The sequence below is a fragment of the Massilia sp. CT11-108 genome (assembly GCF_047302915.1).
Classification (GTDB): domain Bacteria; phylum Pseudomonadota; class Gammaproteobacteria; order Burkholderiales; family Burkholderiaceae_D; genus Telluria; species Telluria orientalis.
On sequence record NZ_JBKYMO010000071.1, the window covers coordinates 1 to 17,459 of the forward strand.

Annotated in this window: 15 protein-coding genes; 12 read left to right on the forward strand and 3 right to left on the reverse strand. The window is 64.5% G+C overall.

Features of this window, described 5'->3' with window-relative positions; translation table 11 throughout:
* The 6 genes from ACEN88_RS08805 to ACEN88_RS08830 all read left to right on the forward strand — a co-directional run.
* The coding region (locus tag ACEN88_RS08805; protein ID WP_413338831.1) for an NAD-binding protein at nt 1-477 on the forward strand (477 nt) is incomplete at its 5' end.
* Between the two features lie 179 nt (nt 478-656).
* A complete protein-coding gene (locus tag ACEN88_RS08810; RefSeq protein WP_413338833.1) occupies nt 657-1,706 on the forward strand; it encodes an ABC transporter substrate-binding protein in 1,050 nt (349 codons plus the stop codon).
* On the forward strand, nt 1,703-2,266 hold the full coding sequence (locus ACEN88_RS08815; RefSeq protein ID WP_413338835.1) for an SCO family protein: 564 nt from the start codon (nt 1,703-1,705) through the stop codon (nt 2,264-2,266). Before ACEN88_RS08810 ends, ACEN88_RS08815 begins: the two co-directional genes overlap by 4 nt.
* Complete coding sequence (locus ACEN88_RS08820; RefSeq protein ID WP_413338837.1) at nt 2,263-2,691, forward strand: hypothetical protein; 429 nt, start codon at nt 2,263-2,265, stop codon at nt 2,689-2,691. Before ACEN88_RS08815 ends, ACEN88_RS08820 begins: the two co-directional genes overlap by 4 nt.
* A 17-nt stretch (nt 2,692-2,708) precedes the next feature.
* A complete protein-coding gene (locus ACEN88_RS08825; RefSeq protein WP_413338838.1) occupies nt 2,709-3,488 on the forward strand; it encodes an ABC transporter permease in 780 nt (259 codons plus the stop codon).
* Entirely contained in the window at nt 3,478-4,242 is a 765-nt protein-coding gene (locus tag ACEN88_RS08830; RefSeq protein WP_413338840.1) for an ABC transporter ATP-binding protein, read from the forward strand. The genes ACEN88_RS08825 and ACEN88_RS08830 overlap by 11 nt, the downstream gene beginning before the upstream one ends.
* Here the strand turns inward: ACEN88_RS08830 and ACEN88_RS08835 are convergent.
* Nucleotides 4,208-5,422, reverse strand: a complete 1,215-nt coding sequence (locus ACEN88_RS08835) for a M20 aminoacylase family protein (RefSeq protein ID WP_413338842.1) — start codon at nt 5,420-5,422, stop codon at nt 4,208-4,210. The genes ACEN88_RS08830 and ACEN88_RS08835 overlap by 35 nt on opposite strands.
* A 138-nt stretch (nt 5,423-5,560) precedes the next feature.
* Here ACEN88_RS08835 and ACEN88_RS08840 point away from each other — a divergent pair, with 138 nt between their 5' ends.
* From ACEN88_RS08840 to ACEN88_RS08855, 4 genes are all read left to right on the forward strand, one after another.
* Nucleotides 5,561-7,642 (forward strand): molybdopterin-dependent oxidoreductase, encoded by a 2,082-nt coding sequence (locus ACEN88_RS08840; protein ID WP_413338844.1) that lies wholly within the window; start codon nt 5,561-5,563, stop codon nt 7,640-7,642.
* Nucleotides 7,643-7,651: 9 nt separating this feature from the next.
* Nucleotides 7,652-8,767, forward strand: a complete 1,116-nt coding sequence (locus ACEN88_RS08845) for an aminopeptidase (RefSeq protein ID WP_413338846.1) — start codon at nt 7,652-7,654, stop codon at nt 8,765-8,767.
* Between the two features lie 164 nt (nt 8,768-8,931).
* Nucleotides 8,932-10,614 (forward strand): long-chain-fatty-acid--CoA ligase, encoded by a 1,683-nt coding sequence (locus tag ACEN88_RS08850; RefSeq protein ID WP_413338848.1) that lies wholly within the window; start codon nt 8,932-8,934, stop codon nt 10,612-10,614.
* Between the two features lie 91 nt (nt 10,615-10,705).
* Entirely contained in the window at nt 10,706-12,385 is a 1,680-nt protein-coding gene (locus ACEN88_RS08855) for a long-chain-fatty-acid--CoA ligase (protein ID WP_413338850.1), read from the forward strand.
* A gap of 156 nt (nt 12,386-12,541) precedes the next feature.
* On the opposite strand, the gene ACEN88_RS08860 is transcribed toward ACEN88_RS08855, so the two are convergent.
* The gene (locus tag ACEN88_RS08860) at nt 12,542-14,119 is read right to left on the reverse strand and encodes an alkaline phosphatase D family protein (protein ID WP_413338852.1); all 1,578 of its coding nucleotides are present in this window, start codon (nt 14,117-14,119) and stop codon (nt 12,542-12,544) included.
* 10 nt (nt 14,120-14,129) lie between these two features.
* The gene (locus ACEN88_RS08865; RefSeq protein ID WP_413338854.1) at nt 14,130-14,564 is read right to left on the reverse strand and encodes an acyl-CoA thioesterase; all 435 of its coding nucleotides are present in this window, start codon (nt 14,562-14,564) and stop codon (nt 14,130-14,132) included.
* Nucleotides 14,565-14,625: 61 nt separating this feature from the next.
* Between ACEN88_RS08865 and ACEN88_RS08870 the strand changes: the two genes are divergently transcribed.
* Nucleotides 14,626-16,473: an ABCB family ABC transporter ATP-binding protein/permease gene (locus ACEN88_RS08870; protein WP_413338856.1), complete on the forward strand. Its 1,848-nt coding sequence runs from the start codon at nt 14,626-14,628 to the stop codon at nt 16,471-16,473.
* Nucleotides 16,474-16,485: 12 nt separating this feature from the next.
* Nucleotides 16,486-17,358 carry a Kdo hydroxylase family protein gene (locus ACEN88_RS08875; RefSeq protein ID WP_413338858.1) on the forward strand — a complete coding sequence of 291 codons (873 nt, stop codon included), beginning with the start codon at nt 16,486-16,488 and terminating at the stop codon, nt 17,356-17,358.
* The last annotated feature ends 101 nt before the right edge of the window (nt 17,359-17,459 follow it).

Here is a 17,459-nt window from a genome sequence, read left to right on the forward strand (position 1 = left end):
GACTACGCCCAGGCCGAGCCCGTGCTGCGCGTGATGGGATCGCCGAAAGCCGTCGGGCCCGTCGGCAGCGGCCAGGTGGCCAAGTTGTGCAACCAGTTGATCGTCGGTGCGACGATCAATGTTGTGGCGGAAGCGCTGCTGCTGGCGGAAGCGGCCGGGGCCGATCCGGCTGCCGTGCGCGAGGCGATCCGCGGCGGCTTTGCCGGCAGCCGCGTGCTGGAAGTGCATGGCCAGCGCATGCTGGAGCGGGACTTCATGCCGGGCGGCCAGGTCAAGACGCAATTGAAGGATCAGCGCAACATCCTGGCGGCAGCCAGCGGCGCCGGCGTCACGTTGCCCGTGACGGAACTCGTGACGCGGCAGTTCGAGAGCATCGCGGGCGACATCCCGTCCGCCGACCATGCGGCCGGCCTCATCGCGCTGGAGCGGATGAATCCAGGCAAGCGGCTGGGCACCGCGCCGGACCGTATGCCATAAGTATTTATTCGCTACCTGTTTGCGCTATCAATACAACCTCGTATAATTCCCAGAGGTATTACATCGTTACGTAATATCACGGAGACAATGGACTAGATGGCCCGCCGCAACAGTTTGTTGCCCCGGGCCGAAAACTTCTCTACCCTTGCCGCACATAACGAACCCAATACAGGGGCAGCATGGATAATCTGGGAAACGGCTTCCGCACGCGGCGGCAGCTGTTGAAACTGGCGTCGGCAATGGCCTTGCCGTCCGCTTTGGCGGCGTGTTCTTCGGAGAAGAAAAGCGCATCACTGGTCGTCGGCGGTTTGCCGGTGACGTGTAACCTGACCCTGCCCGTCGCGTGTGCGGCCAAAGAGGCCGAGATCGCCGCAAAGAATGCCGCAACCAAGCCGGCGAACCCGCTCGGCTTCGAGTACAGCAAATACAGCGGCTTCCCCGAGCTGAAGGAATCGCTGATGTCGGGCCGCATCCAGGCCGCCTATGTGCTGGCGCCGATGGTCATGGACCTCGTGTCCAGCAATATCCCCGTCAAGGTCGTGTCGCTGGGCCACCGCTCGGGCGCCGTCATCATGGTGCGCACGGATGCCGGCTACAAGAAATTCCGCGACCTGCAGGGCAAGCGCGTCGCCATCCCGAGCCGTTTCGCCGTCGACCTGCTCTTCCTGCGCAAGATGCTGGCGGAAGAGGGCATGAACATCAAGGACGTCGAACTGGTCGAGATGCCCCCGCCGGACATGCCGGCCGCGCTGTATGCGAAAGCCATCGATGCCTATTGCACGGGCGAGCCGTTCGGCGCCGCCGCGCAGATGGCCGGTTACGCGACGCCGCTGCGCATGACGCGCAACGAATGGCCGAATTACATCTGCTGCGTGCTCACCGTGCGCGAAGACCTGATCGCGAACAACCGCGCCGCCGTGCAGGACCTCGTCAACTACGTCCAGGCGGCCGGCAGCTGGATGGATGCGGATCCCGTCCACCGCGACCGCGCCATCGCCATCGCCGCGACCAGGAAATACTTCAATCAGGATCCGAAGATCCTGAAATTCGTGATGACGAATCCGAGCGACCGTGTCACGTATGGCGACCTGCGCATCATCCCGAAGGAATTCGACGAATTGATGCAGATGTCGCTGGACGCGGGCACGCTGAAGAAACCCATCCAGTTCAACCAGTACGTGGACGAAAGCTTCTTCAAGGCCGTCCGCCCCGTCACGATCACGCTATGAAACGCCTCGCCGCAGCACTGCTGTTTGCCTTGCCGTTGGCCGCGAGCGCGGAAGCATTGAAATCCGGGGAATTCTCGCCGCCCCGCATGGCGCCGGATTTCACGCTGCAGGGTTCGACCGGCAAGCCTCTTAAGCTGTCGGATTACCGCGGCAAGGTCGTGGCGCTGGGCTTCGGCTTCACGTCCTGCCCGGCCGTCTGCCCGACGACGCTCGCCGAACTCGCGGCCGTGAAAACGAAGCTCGGCGCGCAGGGCAAGGATTTCCAGGTCGTGTACGTGACCGTCGACCCGGAGCGCGACACGGCGGAGCGCATGCGCGCCTACCTGACGGCGTTCGATCCGACCTTCGTGGGCGCGACCGGCCCCGCCGCGCAACTGGCCGAGGTGCGCAAGGAATACGGCGTCACGTCCACGAGGACGGGCAGCGGTGCGAATTACGGTTTCAATCATTCGTCCTTCGTCTACCTGATCGACCGGTCCGGCAAGCTGCGCGCATTGAGCCCGTACGGCCGTGCGGTGGATGACGTCGTGCACGACGTGCGCGTCCTGCTGAATCAATGACGCGTTCCCGCATCCTGCTGCCGGCCGCGGCGGTGCTGGCCATCGCGGCGCTGTGGGCCACGCTGTGGGCCATGTATGCGCCGATTCCCGCAAGCTCGCGCGAGCAGCTGTTCGAGATTCCCGCCGGGACGTACGCGCGGCGCGCGGCGGGCGACAAGGTCGAGATCCTGCCGACGTCGATCCGGCTCACGCTGGGCGTGAAGGACATCCTCGTGCTGAAGAATCTCGACAACGTGCCGCAAACGTTCGGGCCCGTGCTGATCATGCCGGGGCAGAGTTTCAGGATGCCGTTCGGCGTCGCGGGGGACGTGCAGTTCGAATGCACGGCGCACGCGAGCGGCCAGATGCGCATCGTCGTCGAGCCGGCGCCCGATGCGGGCTGGCGCCGGCTTGTGTGGCGCGCACGACATTGGATGCAACCATAAGAGGGAGACAAGAGGCTGTGAAAAAGAAGAGCTTTTTTGCACAGAAGCGGGCGCGGATCATTGCGCCGGCGGTCGTGCTGGCGTTATTGATCGCGGTCTGGTGGATCGTCGTCGTCCAGACCAGGAGCGCGATCTTCCCGACGCCGGGGCAGGTCGTCAAGGGCACGTGGGAACTCGTGCAGGACGGTACGCTGTGGGAGCACATCGGTTCCTCGCTGATGCGCGTCGGTACCGGCTTCCTGCTGGCGATCGCCGTCGCCATTCCGCTGGGCCTCTGGATCGGCCGCATGGAGGGCGCGTGGGTCACGCTGAATCCGCTGTTCCAGCTGCTGCGTCCGATCTCTCCGATCGCGTGGATCCCGCTCGCGATCCTGTGGTTCGGCGTGGGTAACGCATCGCCGATCTTCCTGATCTTCATCGCGTCCGTGTTCCCGATGATCGTGCAGACCGCGGCCGGCGTGCACACGATCGAGCGGCGCTACCTGCGCGCGGCGGAAAACTTCGGCGTCTCGCGCGCCAAGCTGTATCGCCAGGTGATCATTCCCGCCGTGCTGCCCGAGATCATCGTGGGCATGCGCATCACGCTCGGTGTCGCGTGGCTGGTCGTCGTCGCGGCGGAAATGATCGCGCTGCGCTCGGGCCTCGGCTACCTGATCATGGATTCGCGCAACGCGGGCAACCGCTACGATCTCGTGATCGCCGCCATGATCATCATCGGCATCATCGGCCTCATGCTGGACGGGATCACCCGTCTCCTGGAACGTCTCAAATCGGTAAGGTGGCGCTATGGACGCTAAGGTGAACTACAAGGTCGCGGACAAGATCGTCGTCGACGACATCCGTCGAAGCTTCGAGACGCGCAAGGGCACGCTGCCGGTCGTCGGCGGCATCAGCCTCACGATCCGCGACGGCGAATTCGTCGCCATCGTCGGGCCGTCCGGCTGCGGCAAATCCACGTTGATGAAGATGCTGTGCGGCTTCGATCAGCCGGACGAAGGCCGCGTCCTGATCGACGGCCAGGTGCGCCACGGTCCGAGCCCGAAGGGCATCCTCATTTCCCAGCACGGCTCCGTGTTCCCGTGGCTGACGGTGCAGCAGAACCTGATGTTCGGCCTGGACGGCATCAGCGAGGCCGAGAAGGCGGAACTCGCCGACCACTACACGGCGATGGTGGGATTGAAAGGTTTCGAAAAAAGCTATCCGCACGAGCTGTCGGGCGGCATGCTGAAACGCGTGGAGATCGCGCGGGCGCTCGTCATGAAACCCGAGATCCTCTACATGGACGAGCCGTTCTCCGCGCTGGACGCGCTCATGAATCTGAAGATGCGCATGGAGCTGCTGCGCATCCTGGAAGAGGAGCGCCACACGGTGCTGCTGATCACGCACGACGTCGAGGAAGCCGTGCACCTGGCCGACCGCATTGTCGTGCTGTCGCCGCGGCCGACGACGATCCAGGCCACGTTCGAGGTGAACATCCCGCATCCGCGCAGGATGTCCAGCCTTGACGCGCAGGATCTCAAGGAAGCCGTGTTGAAGGAGCTGGGGCTGTAAGGCTCATCTCGACCAATCTCGCCCAGAAGCTCGCGCCGATCGGCAGCAGGTGGTCGTTGAAGTCGTAGCTGCCGTTGTGCAGCTGGCACGGTCCGAGGCCGTGCCCGTGGCTTCGATGATCGCCGTCGCCGTTGCCGATGAAGACATAGCAGCCCGGCTTTTCCTGCAACATGAACGCGAAGTCCTCGGCGCCCATCGTCGGTTCGACGTTCGTGTCGACGTTGTCCGCACCCACCACCGCACGCATCGCTTCGATCGCGAACGCCGTCTGTTCCGGGTGATTGATCAGGGGCGGGTAGTTGCGCTTGAACGAGAAATCGATGGTTGCGCCGAAACCGGCGGCCAGGCCGCTCGCGATCTCGTTCATGCGCCGCTCGATCAGGTCCAGCACGCTGGTGGAGAACGTGCGCACGGTGCCGATCATGACGGCTTCGTCCGGGATGACGTTGGTGGCGCTGCCGGCGTGGATCTGCGTGATCGACAGGACGGCCGTATCGAGCGGGTTCTTTTCGCGCGAGATGATCGTCTGCCACGCTTGCGCGATCTGCACGGCGGCCATCACGGGATCGATGCCGCGGTGCGGCTGCGCGGCATGCGCGCCCTTGCCCTTGACGACGACGCGGAACTCGTTACTGGATGCCATCATCGGCCCCGCGACGACGCCGAAGCTGCCCGCCTTGATGCCCGGCCAGTTGTGCATGCCGTACACGGCGTCCATCGGAAAACGTTCGAACAAACCATCGTCCATCATGCGGCGCGCGCCGGCGCCGCCTTCCTCGGCCGGCTGGAAGATCAGGTAGACGGTGCCGTCGAAGTTGCGGTTCTGCGACAGATAGTGGGCTGCACCCAACAGCATCGTTGTGTGCCCGTCATGACCACAAGCATGCATCTTGCCGGCGTGGCGCGACGCGTGATCAAATGTGTTGAGTTCCTGCATCGGCAGGGCGTCCATGTCGGCACGCAGGCCGATGGCGCGGTCCGAGGTGCCGTTCTTGATGATGCCGACGACACCCGTCACGCCCAGCCCGCGGACGACGGGGATGCCCCATTCGGTGAGGCGCGCGGCCACCACGTCGGCCGTGCGTTGTTCTTCGTAGCAGAGTTCGGGATGGGCGTGGATGTCGCGCCGGATCGTTTCGAGCTCGGATTGGTAAGCGAGTATGGGTTCTACCAGTCTCATTGATCTCTCCTCATGCCTGATAGGCATGCATGTTTTGAACTATTGTAGCCCTTCCATCATGTGGAAGGCCAGAGCCCCGGCGGCTGCCACCGGAATCGTATAAAGTACTGGTTTATCGACGTTTTTCCGGATGAATCCATGACCAAGACCATCGTCCGCGGCGCCTGTCCGCATGACTGCCCCGATACCTGCGCGTTGCTCGTGACCGTGGAGGACGGCGTGGCCACGGAGGTCAAGGGCGATCCGGATCATCCGACGACGGCCGGGGTGCTGTGCACCAAGGTCTCGCGCTACGTCGAACGCACGTACCACCCCGACCGCCTGCTGTACCCGATGCGCCGCGTGGGTAAAAAGGGCGAAGGCAGGTTCGAACGCATCACGTGGGAACAGGCGCTCGACGAGATCGCGAACCGCCTGCAACCCATTGCCGCGCGTGACCCGCAGGCGATCCTGCCGTACAGCTATTGCGGCACGATGGGCCTCGTGCAGGGCGAGGCGATGGCCATGCGTTTCTTCAACACGCTCGGTGCTTCCCTGCTCGACCGCACCGTGTGCGCGAACGCCGGTGCCACGGGCTACAAATACACGATCGGTGGTTCGATCGGCACGGATACCGAACAGTTCCAGGATGCGAAGCTGGTCTTGATCTGGGGCGGCAATCCCATCGCGTCGAACCTGCATTTGTGGACGCGTTTGCAGGAAGCCAAGCGCCGCGGCGCGAAGCTGATCGCCATCGATCCGTATCGCTCGCTGACCGCCGAGAAATGCCACCAGCACATCGCGCTGATGCCCGGCACGGACGCCGCGCTGGCGCTGGGCATGATGCACGTGCTGGTGAAGGACAACCTGCTCGACCACGACTACATCGAGAAGCACACGTTCGGCTTCGCGCAACTGAAGGACCGGGTGGCCGAATGGACGCCGGAGCGCACGGCTGCAACCTGCGGCATCACGGTGGAAGAAGTCGTCGACCTCGCGCGCGAGTACGGCCGCACGGCGCGCGCGGGCGAACCGGTTGCGATCCGCATGAACTACGGCCTGCAGCGCGTGCATGGCGGCGGCATGGCCGTGCGCAATATCGCATGCCTGCCGGCGCTCGTGGGCGCGTGGCGCCACGCGGCGGGCGGCGTGCAGTTGTCGACGTCGGGCACGTTCCCGGCCAATAAAACCGTCCTGCAACGCCCGGACCTGTTGCGCGGCAAGCTTCCGCGCACGATTAACATGAACACGATCGGCGCCGACCTGCAGCGCGACGCGTCGCCGGATTTCGGCCCGAAGATCGAGGCGGTCATCGTGTACAACTCGAACCCGCTCGCGATCGCGCCGGATTCGGCGCAGGTGCAGCGCGGCTTCGAGCGCGAGGATCTCTTTACGGTGGTGCTGGAACACTTCCAGACCGACACCGCCGACTACGCGGACATCCTGCTGCCGGCCACCACGCAGCTGGAACACGTCGACGCGCACCTCGCGTATGGCCATTTGTACATGATGGCGAATAATGCGGCGATCGCGCCATTGGGCGAATCGAAGCCGAACACGGAAATCTTCCGCCTGATCGCGAAGCGCATGGGCATGAACGACCCGATCTTCGACGAGACGGACGACGAACTGGCCGCGCAAGCGTTCGACAGGAAACACGAACGCGCCGTGCACTTCGACTGGTCGTCGCTGAAGCGCACGGGCTGGCAAAAGCTGAACATGCCGGCCGCGCCGTTCGCCGAAGGCGGCTTTCCGACGCCGTCCGGCAAGTGCGAGTTTTATTCGAGCTCGATGCTGGCCGATGGCCTCGACCCGCTGCCGACCTATATCCCGAACTACGAATCGGTCGCCTCCAACCCCGAACTGGCTGAGAAATATCCGTTGGCGATGATTTCTCCGCCGGCCAGGAACTTCCTCAACTCAACCTTTGTCAATGTCCAGAGCCTCCGCGCAACGGAAGGTGAACCGCACCTGGACATCCATCCCCTTGATGCCGCCTCCCGGGGCATCGTCGATAAGGAGATGGTGCGCATCTTCAACGACCGGGGCGCGTTCGTCGCGCGCGCCCGGGTCACCGCCAAAGCGCGGGCCGGCCTCGTCGTCGGCCTGTCGATCTGGTGGAAGAAGCTCGCCAGCGACGGCAAGAACGCCAACGAAGTCACCAGTCAGCGCCTGACCGACATGGGCCGGGCGCCCACCTTTTACGACACGCTGGTGCAGGTTGAAAAGGCCGCACCATGATCTGGAAATATGAAACTCACACGGATTACCCCGTGGCTCCGCCCCGTGCTGATCGCAGGCACGGCAGCGGGGCTGCTGGCCAGCTGCTCGACGCTGAATTACTACACCCAGGCCGCCCAAGGGCAGCTTGAACTCCTGTCGGACGCCCGTCCGATCGATGACTGGATCGCCGACCCCGGCACCAGTACCAAACTGCGCCATCGCCTCGAGACGGCGCGCCAGATCCGCCGCTTCGCAGTTGCCGAAATGGCTTTACCCGACAACAACAGTTATAAAAACTACGCGGCGCTGAAGCGGCAATACGTGTTGTGGAACGTCGTCGCCACGCCCGAGCTGTCGCTGCGGCCCCTGCAATGGTGCTTCCCCGTCGCCGGCTGCGTGAACTACCGCGGCTATTACAACAAGGAAGCGGCCGAGTCGTACGCGAAGGAATTGCGCGACGCCGGTGACGACGTCGAGGTCGGCGGCGTGGCCGCGTATTCGACCCTGGGCTGGTTCAGCGATCCGCTGATCTCCACGTTCATCAATTACCCGGACGGCGAACTGGCGCGCATGATCTTCCACGAGCTGGCGCACCAGATCGTGTACGTGCAGGGCGATTCGCAATTCAACGAAGCGTTCGCGTCGACGGTGGAAGAGGTCGGCGTCGAGCGCTGGATGGAGCGCTTCGGCAACCAGCAGATGCGCGACGCCTATGCGCGCTACCGGAGCCGCAAGAAGGATTTCCTCGGTTTGCTGATGAAGTACCGCAAGGCGCTCGAGCAGAATTACGCGCTCGTCGACCGCAGCGATGCGCAGAAGCGGGCCGTCAAGGCGCGTTTGTTCCAGGAGTTGAAGGACGAATACCAGGTCCTGAAGGGCAATTGGGGCGGGTATGCAGGGTATGATCGGTTCTTCGAGCAGCCGTTGTCGAACGCTCACCTGGCATCGATCGCGACCTACGAGGATTTCGTGCCGGCGTTCCGCGCGCTATTGCAACGCGAGGGCAGCTTCCCGAAATTCTATAACGCCGTCAAAAAACTGGCCGACATGGACCGTTCCGACCGCCACCGCGTGCTGAACGCCCTGGTGCCGCCGCTCGTGACGGCACCGTTGATGGTGCAGCGCAGCGAAACGCGACCGTAGCCATTTACGTCAAACGTCGATAGAGTCGTTGTTCGAAAAGCGCAAAAGTGCTTGCGTCCGCGGGCGCTGCCCGATAGCATCTTGTTTAATAATATCAGCACGACCGTGCGATTTTTTTTTGGGCCGCGCTCAGAACGATAACGATACTGGAGACAGAGGCACCGATGGACAAGATTTGGCTCAAGGCTTACCCGCCCGGCGTGCCGGCGGAAATCGATCCCGACCAGTATGGTTCGCTGGTGCAAATGCTGGAGGAATCGTTCCGCAAGTATGCGGCGAACAACGCGTACGTCTGCATGGACAAGTTCCTCACCTACGGGGAACTGGACAACATGTCGAAGCGCCTGGCGGCCTGGCTGCAGAGCCGCGGCATGAAGCCGGGCGCGCGCGTGGCGGTCATGATGCCGAACGTGCTGCAATACCCGGTGGCGCTGGCCGCGATCCTGCGCGCGGGCTATACGGTCGTCAACGTCAATCCGCTGTACACGCCGCGCGAGCTGGAACACCAGCTGAAGGATTCGGGCAGCGAAGCCATCATCGTGCTCGAGAACTTCGCGCACACGGTCGAGCAGGTACTGAGTAAAACGCTGGTGCGCCACGTCGTCGTGGCCAGCATGGGCGAGCTGCTGGGCGGTGCCAAGGGCATGCTCGTCAACTTCGTCGTCCGCAACGTCAAGAAGATGGTGCCGGACTTTACGATCCCGCACATGGTGCGCTTCAAGGACGCGCTGGCGCAGGGCGCGAAGATGCCGTTCCAGGCGGCGCAACTGAAGAGCAGCGACGTCGCCTTTTTGCAGTACACGGGCGGCACGACGGGCGTGTCGAAGGGCGCGACGCTCACGCACCGCAACGTCATCGCCAACATCCTGCAGACGGAGGCGTGGTCGAAGCCGGCGATGAGCCAGCCTCCGCTCGTCGAATTCCCGACCATCGTGTGCGCGCTGCCGCTGTACCACATCTTCGCGCTGACGGCGTGCGCGCTGTGGGGCATGCGCGTGGGCGCGCTGAACATCCTGATCCCGAACCCGCGCGACATCCCGGGGTTCATCAAGGAGCTCAAGAAGTACCGCATCAACATGCTGCCCGCGGTGAACACCTTGTACAACGCGCTGGTGAACCACCCCGATTTCAAGGACGTCGATTTCAGCGCGCTGAAGGTCTCCAACGGCGGCGGCATGGCCGTGCAGCAGGCCGTCAACGACAAGTGGAAGTCGCTCACGGGCACCAACATCATCGAAGGCTACGGCCTGTCGGAGACGTCGCCCGTGGCCACGTGCAACCGCTGCGACGTGCCCGGCTTCACCGGCACGATCGGCTTGCCGGTGCCGTCGACGGACATCGCCATCGTCGACGACGACGGCCGCCCGCTGCCGGTGGGCAGCATCGGCGAGATCGCGATCCGCGGTCCGCAGGTGATGGCCGGTTACTGGAACCGTCCGGATGAGACGGCGAAAGTCATGACGGCGGACGGCTTCTTCAAGTCGGGCGACGTCGGCATCATGGATGACAACGGCTACGTGAAGATCGTCGACCGCAAGAAGGACATGATCCTCGTGTCGGGCTTCAACGTGTATCCGAACGAACTGGAAGCGGTGATCGCGGCGCATCCGGGCGTGCTGGAATGCGCGGTGGTCGGCGTGCCGGACGAGCATTCCGGCGAGGCCGTGAAGGTGTTCGTCGTGCGCAAGGATGCGAGCCTGACGGCCGAGCAGCTGATGGACTACTGCAGGCGCGAGCTCACCGGCTACAAGAAGCCCAAGTACATCGAATTTCGCACCGAGCTGCCGAAGACGAACGTCGGCAAGATCCTGCGCCGCGCGCTGCGCGAGGAAAAGCAGGCGGCGTAGCGTCACCGGGCAGCGAGCATGAACCGCCCGTTTGCCGGGCGGTTTTTTTGCGCATACGATTCATATGATTGAGAACTAGCGAGGCAATGACATGGACAAATTCTGGCTGAAGTCGTACGAGGCGGGCGTGCCTGCGGAAATCGACTGGACGCAGTACCGCTCCCTCACGCACCTGCTGGAGGATTCCTTCCGCAAGTACGCCAACCGCGACGCCTTTGCGTGCATGGGCAAGTCCATGTCGTTCGCGGAGCTGGACAAGCTGTCCGGCGCGATGGCCGCGTGGCTGCAGCAGAAGGGCCTGGCGCCGGGCGCGCGCGTGGCGATCATGCTGCCGAACGTGCTGCAATATCCGGTGGCGATGGCCGCCATCCTGCGCGCCGGCTACACCATCGTCAACGTCAACCCGCTGTACACGGCGCGCGAATTGCAGCACCAGCTGAACGATTCGGGCGCGGAAGCCATCGTCGTGCTGGAGAACTTCGCGCACACCGTCGCCGAAGTCGCGCACAACACGAAGCTCAGGCACGTCATCGTCGCCACCATGGGCGACCTGCTCGGCGTGAAGGGCCTGCTCGTCAACTTCGTCGTCCGCACCGTCAAGAAGATGGTGCCGGCGTGGTCGCTGCCGTCCGCCGTGCCGTTCAAGCGCATGCTGGCCGAAGGCGCGCGCCTGTCCCGCAAGCCGGTCGAGTGCGGCCATGAAGACGTCGCCTTCCTGCAGTACACGGGCGGCACGACGGGCGTGTCGAAGGGCGCGGTGCTGAAGCATAAGAATGTGATCGCCAACGTGCTGCAGAACGAAGCCTGGTTCGCGCCGACGCTGGCCAAGATCCCGGCCGGCGAGACGCCGATCTTCGTGTGCGCGCTGCCGCTGTACCACATCTATGCGCTGACCGTGTGCGCCCTGATGGGCCTGCGCGCGGGCGGCACGAACCTCCTGATCCCGAACCCGCGCGACATCGGCGGCTTCATCAAGGAGCTCAAGAAATACCGCATGCACGTCTTCCCGGCCGTGAACACGCTGTACAACGGCCTGCTGAACCACCCGGACTTCGCGAGCCTGGATTTCTCGGGCCTGAAGGTGTGCCCGGGCGGCGGCATGGCCGTGCAGAAGGCCGTGGCCGACAAATGGCTCGCGGTGACGGGCGCGCCGATCGTCGAAGGCTACGGCCTGTCGGAGACGTCGCCGGTGGTCGCCGCCAACCGCTGCGACATCACCGAATTCACGGGCACCATCGGCTTTGCGCTGCCCTCGACGGAGCTGCGCATCATCGACGAATCCGACAACGAAGTCCCGTTCGGCACGGCCGGCGAGATCGCCGTGCGCGGCCCGCAGGTGATGGCCGGCTACTGGCAGCGTCCGGACGAGACGGTGAAGGTCATGACGGCGGACGGCTTCTTCAAGACCGGCGACATCGGCGTGATGAACGCCAGCGGCGCCGTGAAGATCGTCGACCGCAAGAAGGACATGATCCTCGTTTCCGGCTTCAACGTGTACCCGAACGAAGTGGAAGACGTCGTCGCCGCGCACCCGGGCGTGCTGGAAGTGGCGTGCGTGGGCGTGCCGGACCAGCATTCGGGCGAGGCCGTCAAGCTGTACGTCGTCAAGAAGGACAAGACGCTGACCAAGGACGACCTGCTGGCCTTCTGCAAGGAGCAGCTGACGGGCTACAAGCGGCCGAAGTACGTCGAGTTCCGCGACAGCCTGCCCAAGACGAACGTCGGCAAGATCCTGCGGCGCGAGCTGCGGGATGAAAAGCAGACTGCCTAACCGTCGTCCCCGCGGAGGCGGGGACCCATGCTGAGCATCAGTAATCGCGATACCTGAAGCGCCGCAGCATTTCTAACGTTGCGACGCCGGCGCCTCAGCTTGGATTCCCGCCTGCGCGGGAATGACGGTTTTTAATGCAGCGGCAAGAAACACGTTCTAGACCGCCGTGATCTCCACCCCAGGCTTCCCATCCTCGACCCGAAAGGCCGCCAGCTCCCGCTGGACGGTCTTCGGATCGCGCACCTCGTCCAGCCCGATGAAATGCGTGCGCGTCTCGCCGGGGGTAATCTCCATCAGCATGTACCCCCGCTTGTCGCTGCGCCCGTACCGGAGGTGCGGGTTCATCGCCACGTATTGCGACGTGCGCAGCTGCGGGCGCGAATTCGACGTGACCGACGTGCCGACGAATTCCGTCGCGACGACCGGATTCGCGGTCGACACGGGCCGGTTGAAATCGCGCCGCAGCTCCGTCGCGTAGAACGTGTGCACGTCGCCGCCCAGCACGAGCGGGTTCGCGGCGCGCGTGTCCACGAGCGTGTCGAGCAGGCGCCGGCGCGCGACCGGGTAACCGTCCCACCCGTCCGTCCAGAAGCGGCCGCCGTCGCCACTCCCCACCGGGATCTGCGACGACTGCGCCATCATCGTCTGCTGCGCGAGGACGTTCCAGCGCGCCTTCGACGACGCCAGCCCCGCCTTCAGCCACGCTTCCTGCTCCGCCCCCAGCATCGTGCGGCGTGGGTCGAGCAGGGCGGGGCAGGCGCGCGGCGTCACGGAATTCGAGCCGCCGATGCCCGGATGCGAGCACGCTTCCCACGCGCGGTACTGGCGGTCGTCGAGCACGTGGAAGCGCGCGAGGCGCCCCCAGTCGTAGCGCTGGAACATGCGCACGCTCGCAAAACTCTTCGGTGGCGGCAGGCGCAGCGGCATGTGCTCGAAGAAGGCCTGGTAGGCGGCCGCGCGGCGCTGGAGGAAAGTCGGCGACAGGCGCTCGTCGCGGTCCGCCGCGTAGTCGTTCGCGACCTCGTGGTCGTCCCACGTGACGATCCAGGGCGCGATCAGGTGCGCGGCCTGCAGGTCCGGGTCCGTCTTGTATTGCGCATAGCGGCGGCGATAGTCCGCCAGGGTGAACGATTCGTCCTGGCGCACGATCCGCACGCCGGGCGCCGGATGCTGCAGGCGGTACGCGCCCCATTCGTAGATGTAGTCGCCGAGGAAGGCGACGAGGTCCGGGTTCGCCTGCGCGAGGTAGCGGTGCGCCGCATAGCTTCCGAATTCCCAGTGCTGGCACGACGCGACGGCGAGTTTCAGGCTGTCCGGCATGCTGTCCGGCGCCGGCGCCGTGCGCGTGCGGCCGACGGGGCTGACGGCGTCGCCCAGCATGAAGCGGTACCAGTACCAGCGCCCCGGTTCCAGGCCGCGCACGTCCACGCGCACGCTGTGCGCCAGTTCCGCCGTCGCGACGGCGGTGCCCTTCGCGGCGATCTTGCGGAACGCGCCGTCGTGCGCCACTTCCCAGCGCAAGGCGAGGGCGAGGGGCGGCGTCCTGGTCGCGTCGAGCGGATCGGGCGCGACGCGCGTCCACAGGATCACGGAATCGGGCAGGGGCGAGCCCGACGCGACGCCAAGGCTGAACGGATAACCGGCCGCGTTCGACGGTTTGGCGAGCAGCAGCGACGACGATGCCGCTGCGAGCCGCGCGGCGTTCAGCAGGAACAGGCGGCGCGGCCAGGTCATCAGGAGGTGATTACTGCGCGATCAGCGACTCGAGCGGCGGCAACTGGCGCGGCTTGCGGTCCGGGCCCGTGGCGACATAGGTCAGCGTCGCTTCCGTCACCTTGACGACGTCCGTCTGCAGGCGGTTGCGCTCCGCATAGACCTCGACGTAGACGGTGATCGACGTATTGCCGACCTTGACGATGTCGGCGTAGAACGACAGCAGGTCGCCGACGAACACGGGATTCTTGAACACGAAGGAATTCACGGCGATGGTGGCAACGCGGCCGTTTGCGCGGCGCACGGCCGGCAGGGAGCCGGCCACGTCGACCTGGGCCATGATCCAGCCGCCGAACACGTCCCCGTAGACGTTCGCATCGGACGGGGCGGGCATCATCCGCAGCACGGGCATCTTTCCTTCAGGCAGGCGGGTGATGGACGGGGTGGTGTTTACTGGCTGGGTCATCTTGAATTCTCGGTAAAGGCTACAATCCTCTCGATTGAACCATAAAACCTCGAGCCCTGCCATGCGACGCTCCTCTCCGAACTCCCTGCCGCCCGCCGCCGACCCGAACGCCAAACGGAACGACTGGGCCACCATCGCCACCTTGCTGCCCTATTTGTGGGTCTATAAATGGCGCGTGCTGGCCGCATTGATCTGCCTCGTCGGCGCCAAGATGGCCAACGTGGGCGTGCCGCTCGTGCTGAAAAAGCTCATCGACGCGCTGACGATCAGCCCGACGGATCCGCACGCCCTGCTCGTGCTGCCGCTCGGCGCGCTGGTCGCGTACGGCGCGCTGCGCTTTTCGACGACGCTGTTCACCGAACTGCGCGAATTCCTGTTCGCGCGCGTGACGCAGCGCGCCGTGCGCACGATCGCGCTGAAAGTGTTCCGGCACTTGCACGCGCTGTCGCTGCGCTTCCACCTGAACCGGCAGACGGGCGGCATGACGCGCGACATCGAGCGCGGCACGCGCGGCGTCAGCTCGCTCGTGTCGTATTCCCTGTTCTCGATCCTGCCGACGCTCGTCGAGATCACGCTGGTGCTGGGTTACCTCGGCACGCATTACGACGCCTGGTTCGCTGGCATCACCGCGATCGCGCTGGTCACGTACATCACGTTCACCGTCACCGTGACGGAATGGCGCACGCACTTCCGCCGCACGATGAACGAGCTGGATTCGAAGGCGAACACGAAGGCGATCGATTCGCTGATCAACTACGAGACGGTGAAATACTTCGGCAACGAGGACTACGAGGCCAGGCGCTACGACGAAGGCCTGCAGAAGTACGAGCAGGCGGCCGTGCGCTCGCAGACGTCGCTGTCGTTCCTGAACACCGGGCAGTCGCTGATCATCGCCGCCGCCGTCACGGCGATCCTGTGGCGCGCGACGCAGGGCGTGATCGACAAGACGATGACCCTGGGTGACCTCGTGCTCGTGAACTCCTTCATGATCCAGCTGTACATCCCGCTGAACTTCCTCGGCGTGATCTACCGCGAGATCAAGCAGAGCCTCGCGGACATGGAGCGCCTGTTCGGACTCCTCGAGCAGAACCGCGAAGTGGCGGATTCACCGGACGCCAGGCCGCTCGCGACGCACGGGGCAAGAGTGGAATTCTCGCATGTGGAATTCAGCTATGACCCGAACCGCCAGATCCTGTTCGACGTCGACTTCACGATCCCGCCCGGCACGACGACGGCCGTGGTGGGACACAGCGGCTCGGGCAAGTCGACGTTATCCCGCCTGCTGTTCCGCTTCTACGACGTGCAGCAAGGGGCCATACGCATCGACGACCAGGACGTGCGCAACGTGACGCAGGATTCGCTGCGCCACGCGATCGGCATCGTCCCGCAGGACACGGTGCTGTTCAACGACACCATCGAATACAACATCGCCTACGGCCGTCCGGGCGCGAGCCGCGCGGACATCGTGGCGGCGGCGCGCGCGGCGTCGATCCACGACTTCATCGAAACCCTGCCGGACGGCTATGCGACAATGGTGGGTGAACGCGGCCTCAAACTGTCGGGCGGCGAGAAACAGCGGGTCGCCATCGCGCGCACCCTGCTGAAGAATCCCGCGATCCTGATCTTCGACGAAGCCACGTCGGCGCTCGATTCGAAGTCGGAGCAGGCGATCCAGGCGCAGCTGAAGGAAATCGCGAAGCAGAGAACGACGCTCGTCATCGCGCACCGCCTGTCGACCATCGCGGACGCCCACCAGATCCTCGTGCTCGACCACGGCCGCATCGTCGAACGGGGCACGCATGCCGCGCTGATCGCGGCGGACGGCCTGTACAGGCAGATGTGGGACCGCCAGCAGGCAAGGCAGGACGAGGACCTGGCGTCACCGCCGGTCGAAGTGGTACAAGATTAAGGATTGAACAGGATGGAAAAACAGATCGTCGAGATCGACATGGCCGACGTCGGCCACGGCAACCCGGCCTGGATCGCCGCGCTGGAAGCGGGCAAGGTGCTGTACTTCCCCAACTTCGCGCAGCACGGCTTCGCGCCGCAGAAGGAAGAGCTGGCGCTGTTCCGCGAAGACATCCGGGACCCCAAGATCCGCAACATCAGCCTGTCCACGAGCGGCGACCTGAAAGGCGTCGTCGGCGACGATGCGACGAAGGCGCTGATGGCCGGGATGATCGGGCGCTTCCGCACCGAAGCGGAAGGCCTGCTCGCGAACCTGGTGCCGCGCTACGGCGAACACCTGCGCCGCGGCGCGACGAGCTTCCGTCCTTCCGTCGTGCAGAACCGCGTGCAATCGTGGCGCGCCGACGACCGCCGCATGCACGTCGACGCCTTCCCGTCGCGCCCCAACTACGGCGAGCGCCTGCTGCGGGTGTTCACCAACGTGAACCTGGAAGGCGAACCGCGCGTATGGCGCGTGGGCGAGCCGTTCGAGGACGTGGCGCGCCGCTTCCTGCCGAAGGTGAAGCCGTATTCGGCATGGCAGGCGAAGGTGCTGAATGCGCTGCACGTGACGAAGTCCCTGCGCAGCGAATACGACCACATCATGCTGCAGCTGCACGACGCGATGAAGTCGGACCTCGATTACCAGAAGAACGCGCCGCAGGTCACCTTCAACTTCCCGCCGGGCTGCGCGTGGGTGTGCTTCTCGGACCAGACCTCGCACGCCGTGATGGCGGGACAGTACATGATGGAGCACACGCTGCAGCTGTCGCCCATGCACCAGTACGACAAGGAAGCGAGTCCGCTGGCGATTCTCACACGGATGCAGGGACATGCGCTGGTGTGACAAATGCAAAAACGGCCGCGCGATTGAACTGAACCCCAAAAGTTGGACACCAACTTTTGGGGTTTTTTCATGGCCAAGTACAGCGAGCAGTTCAAACTCGC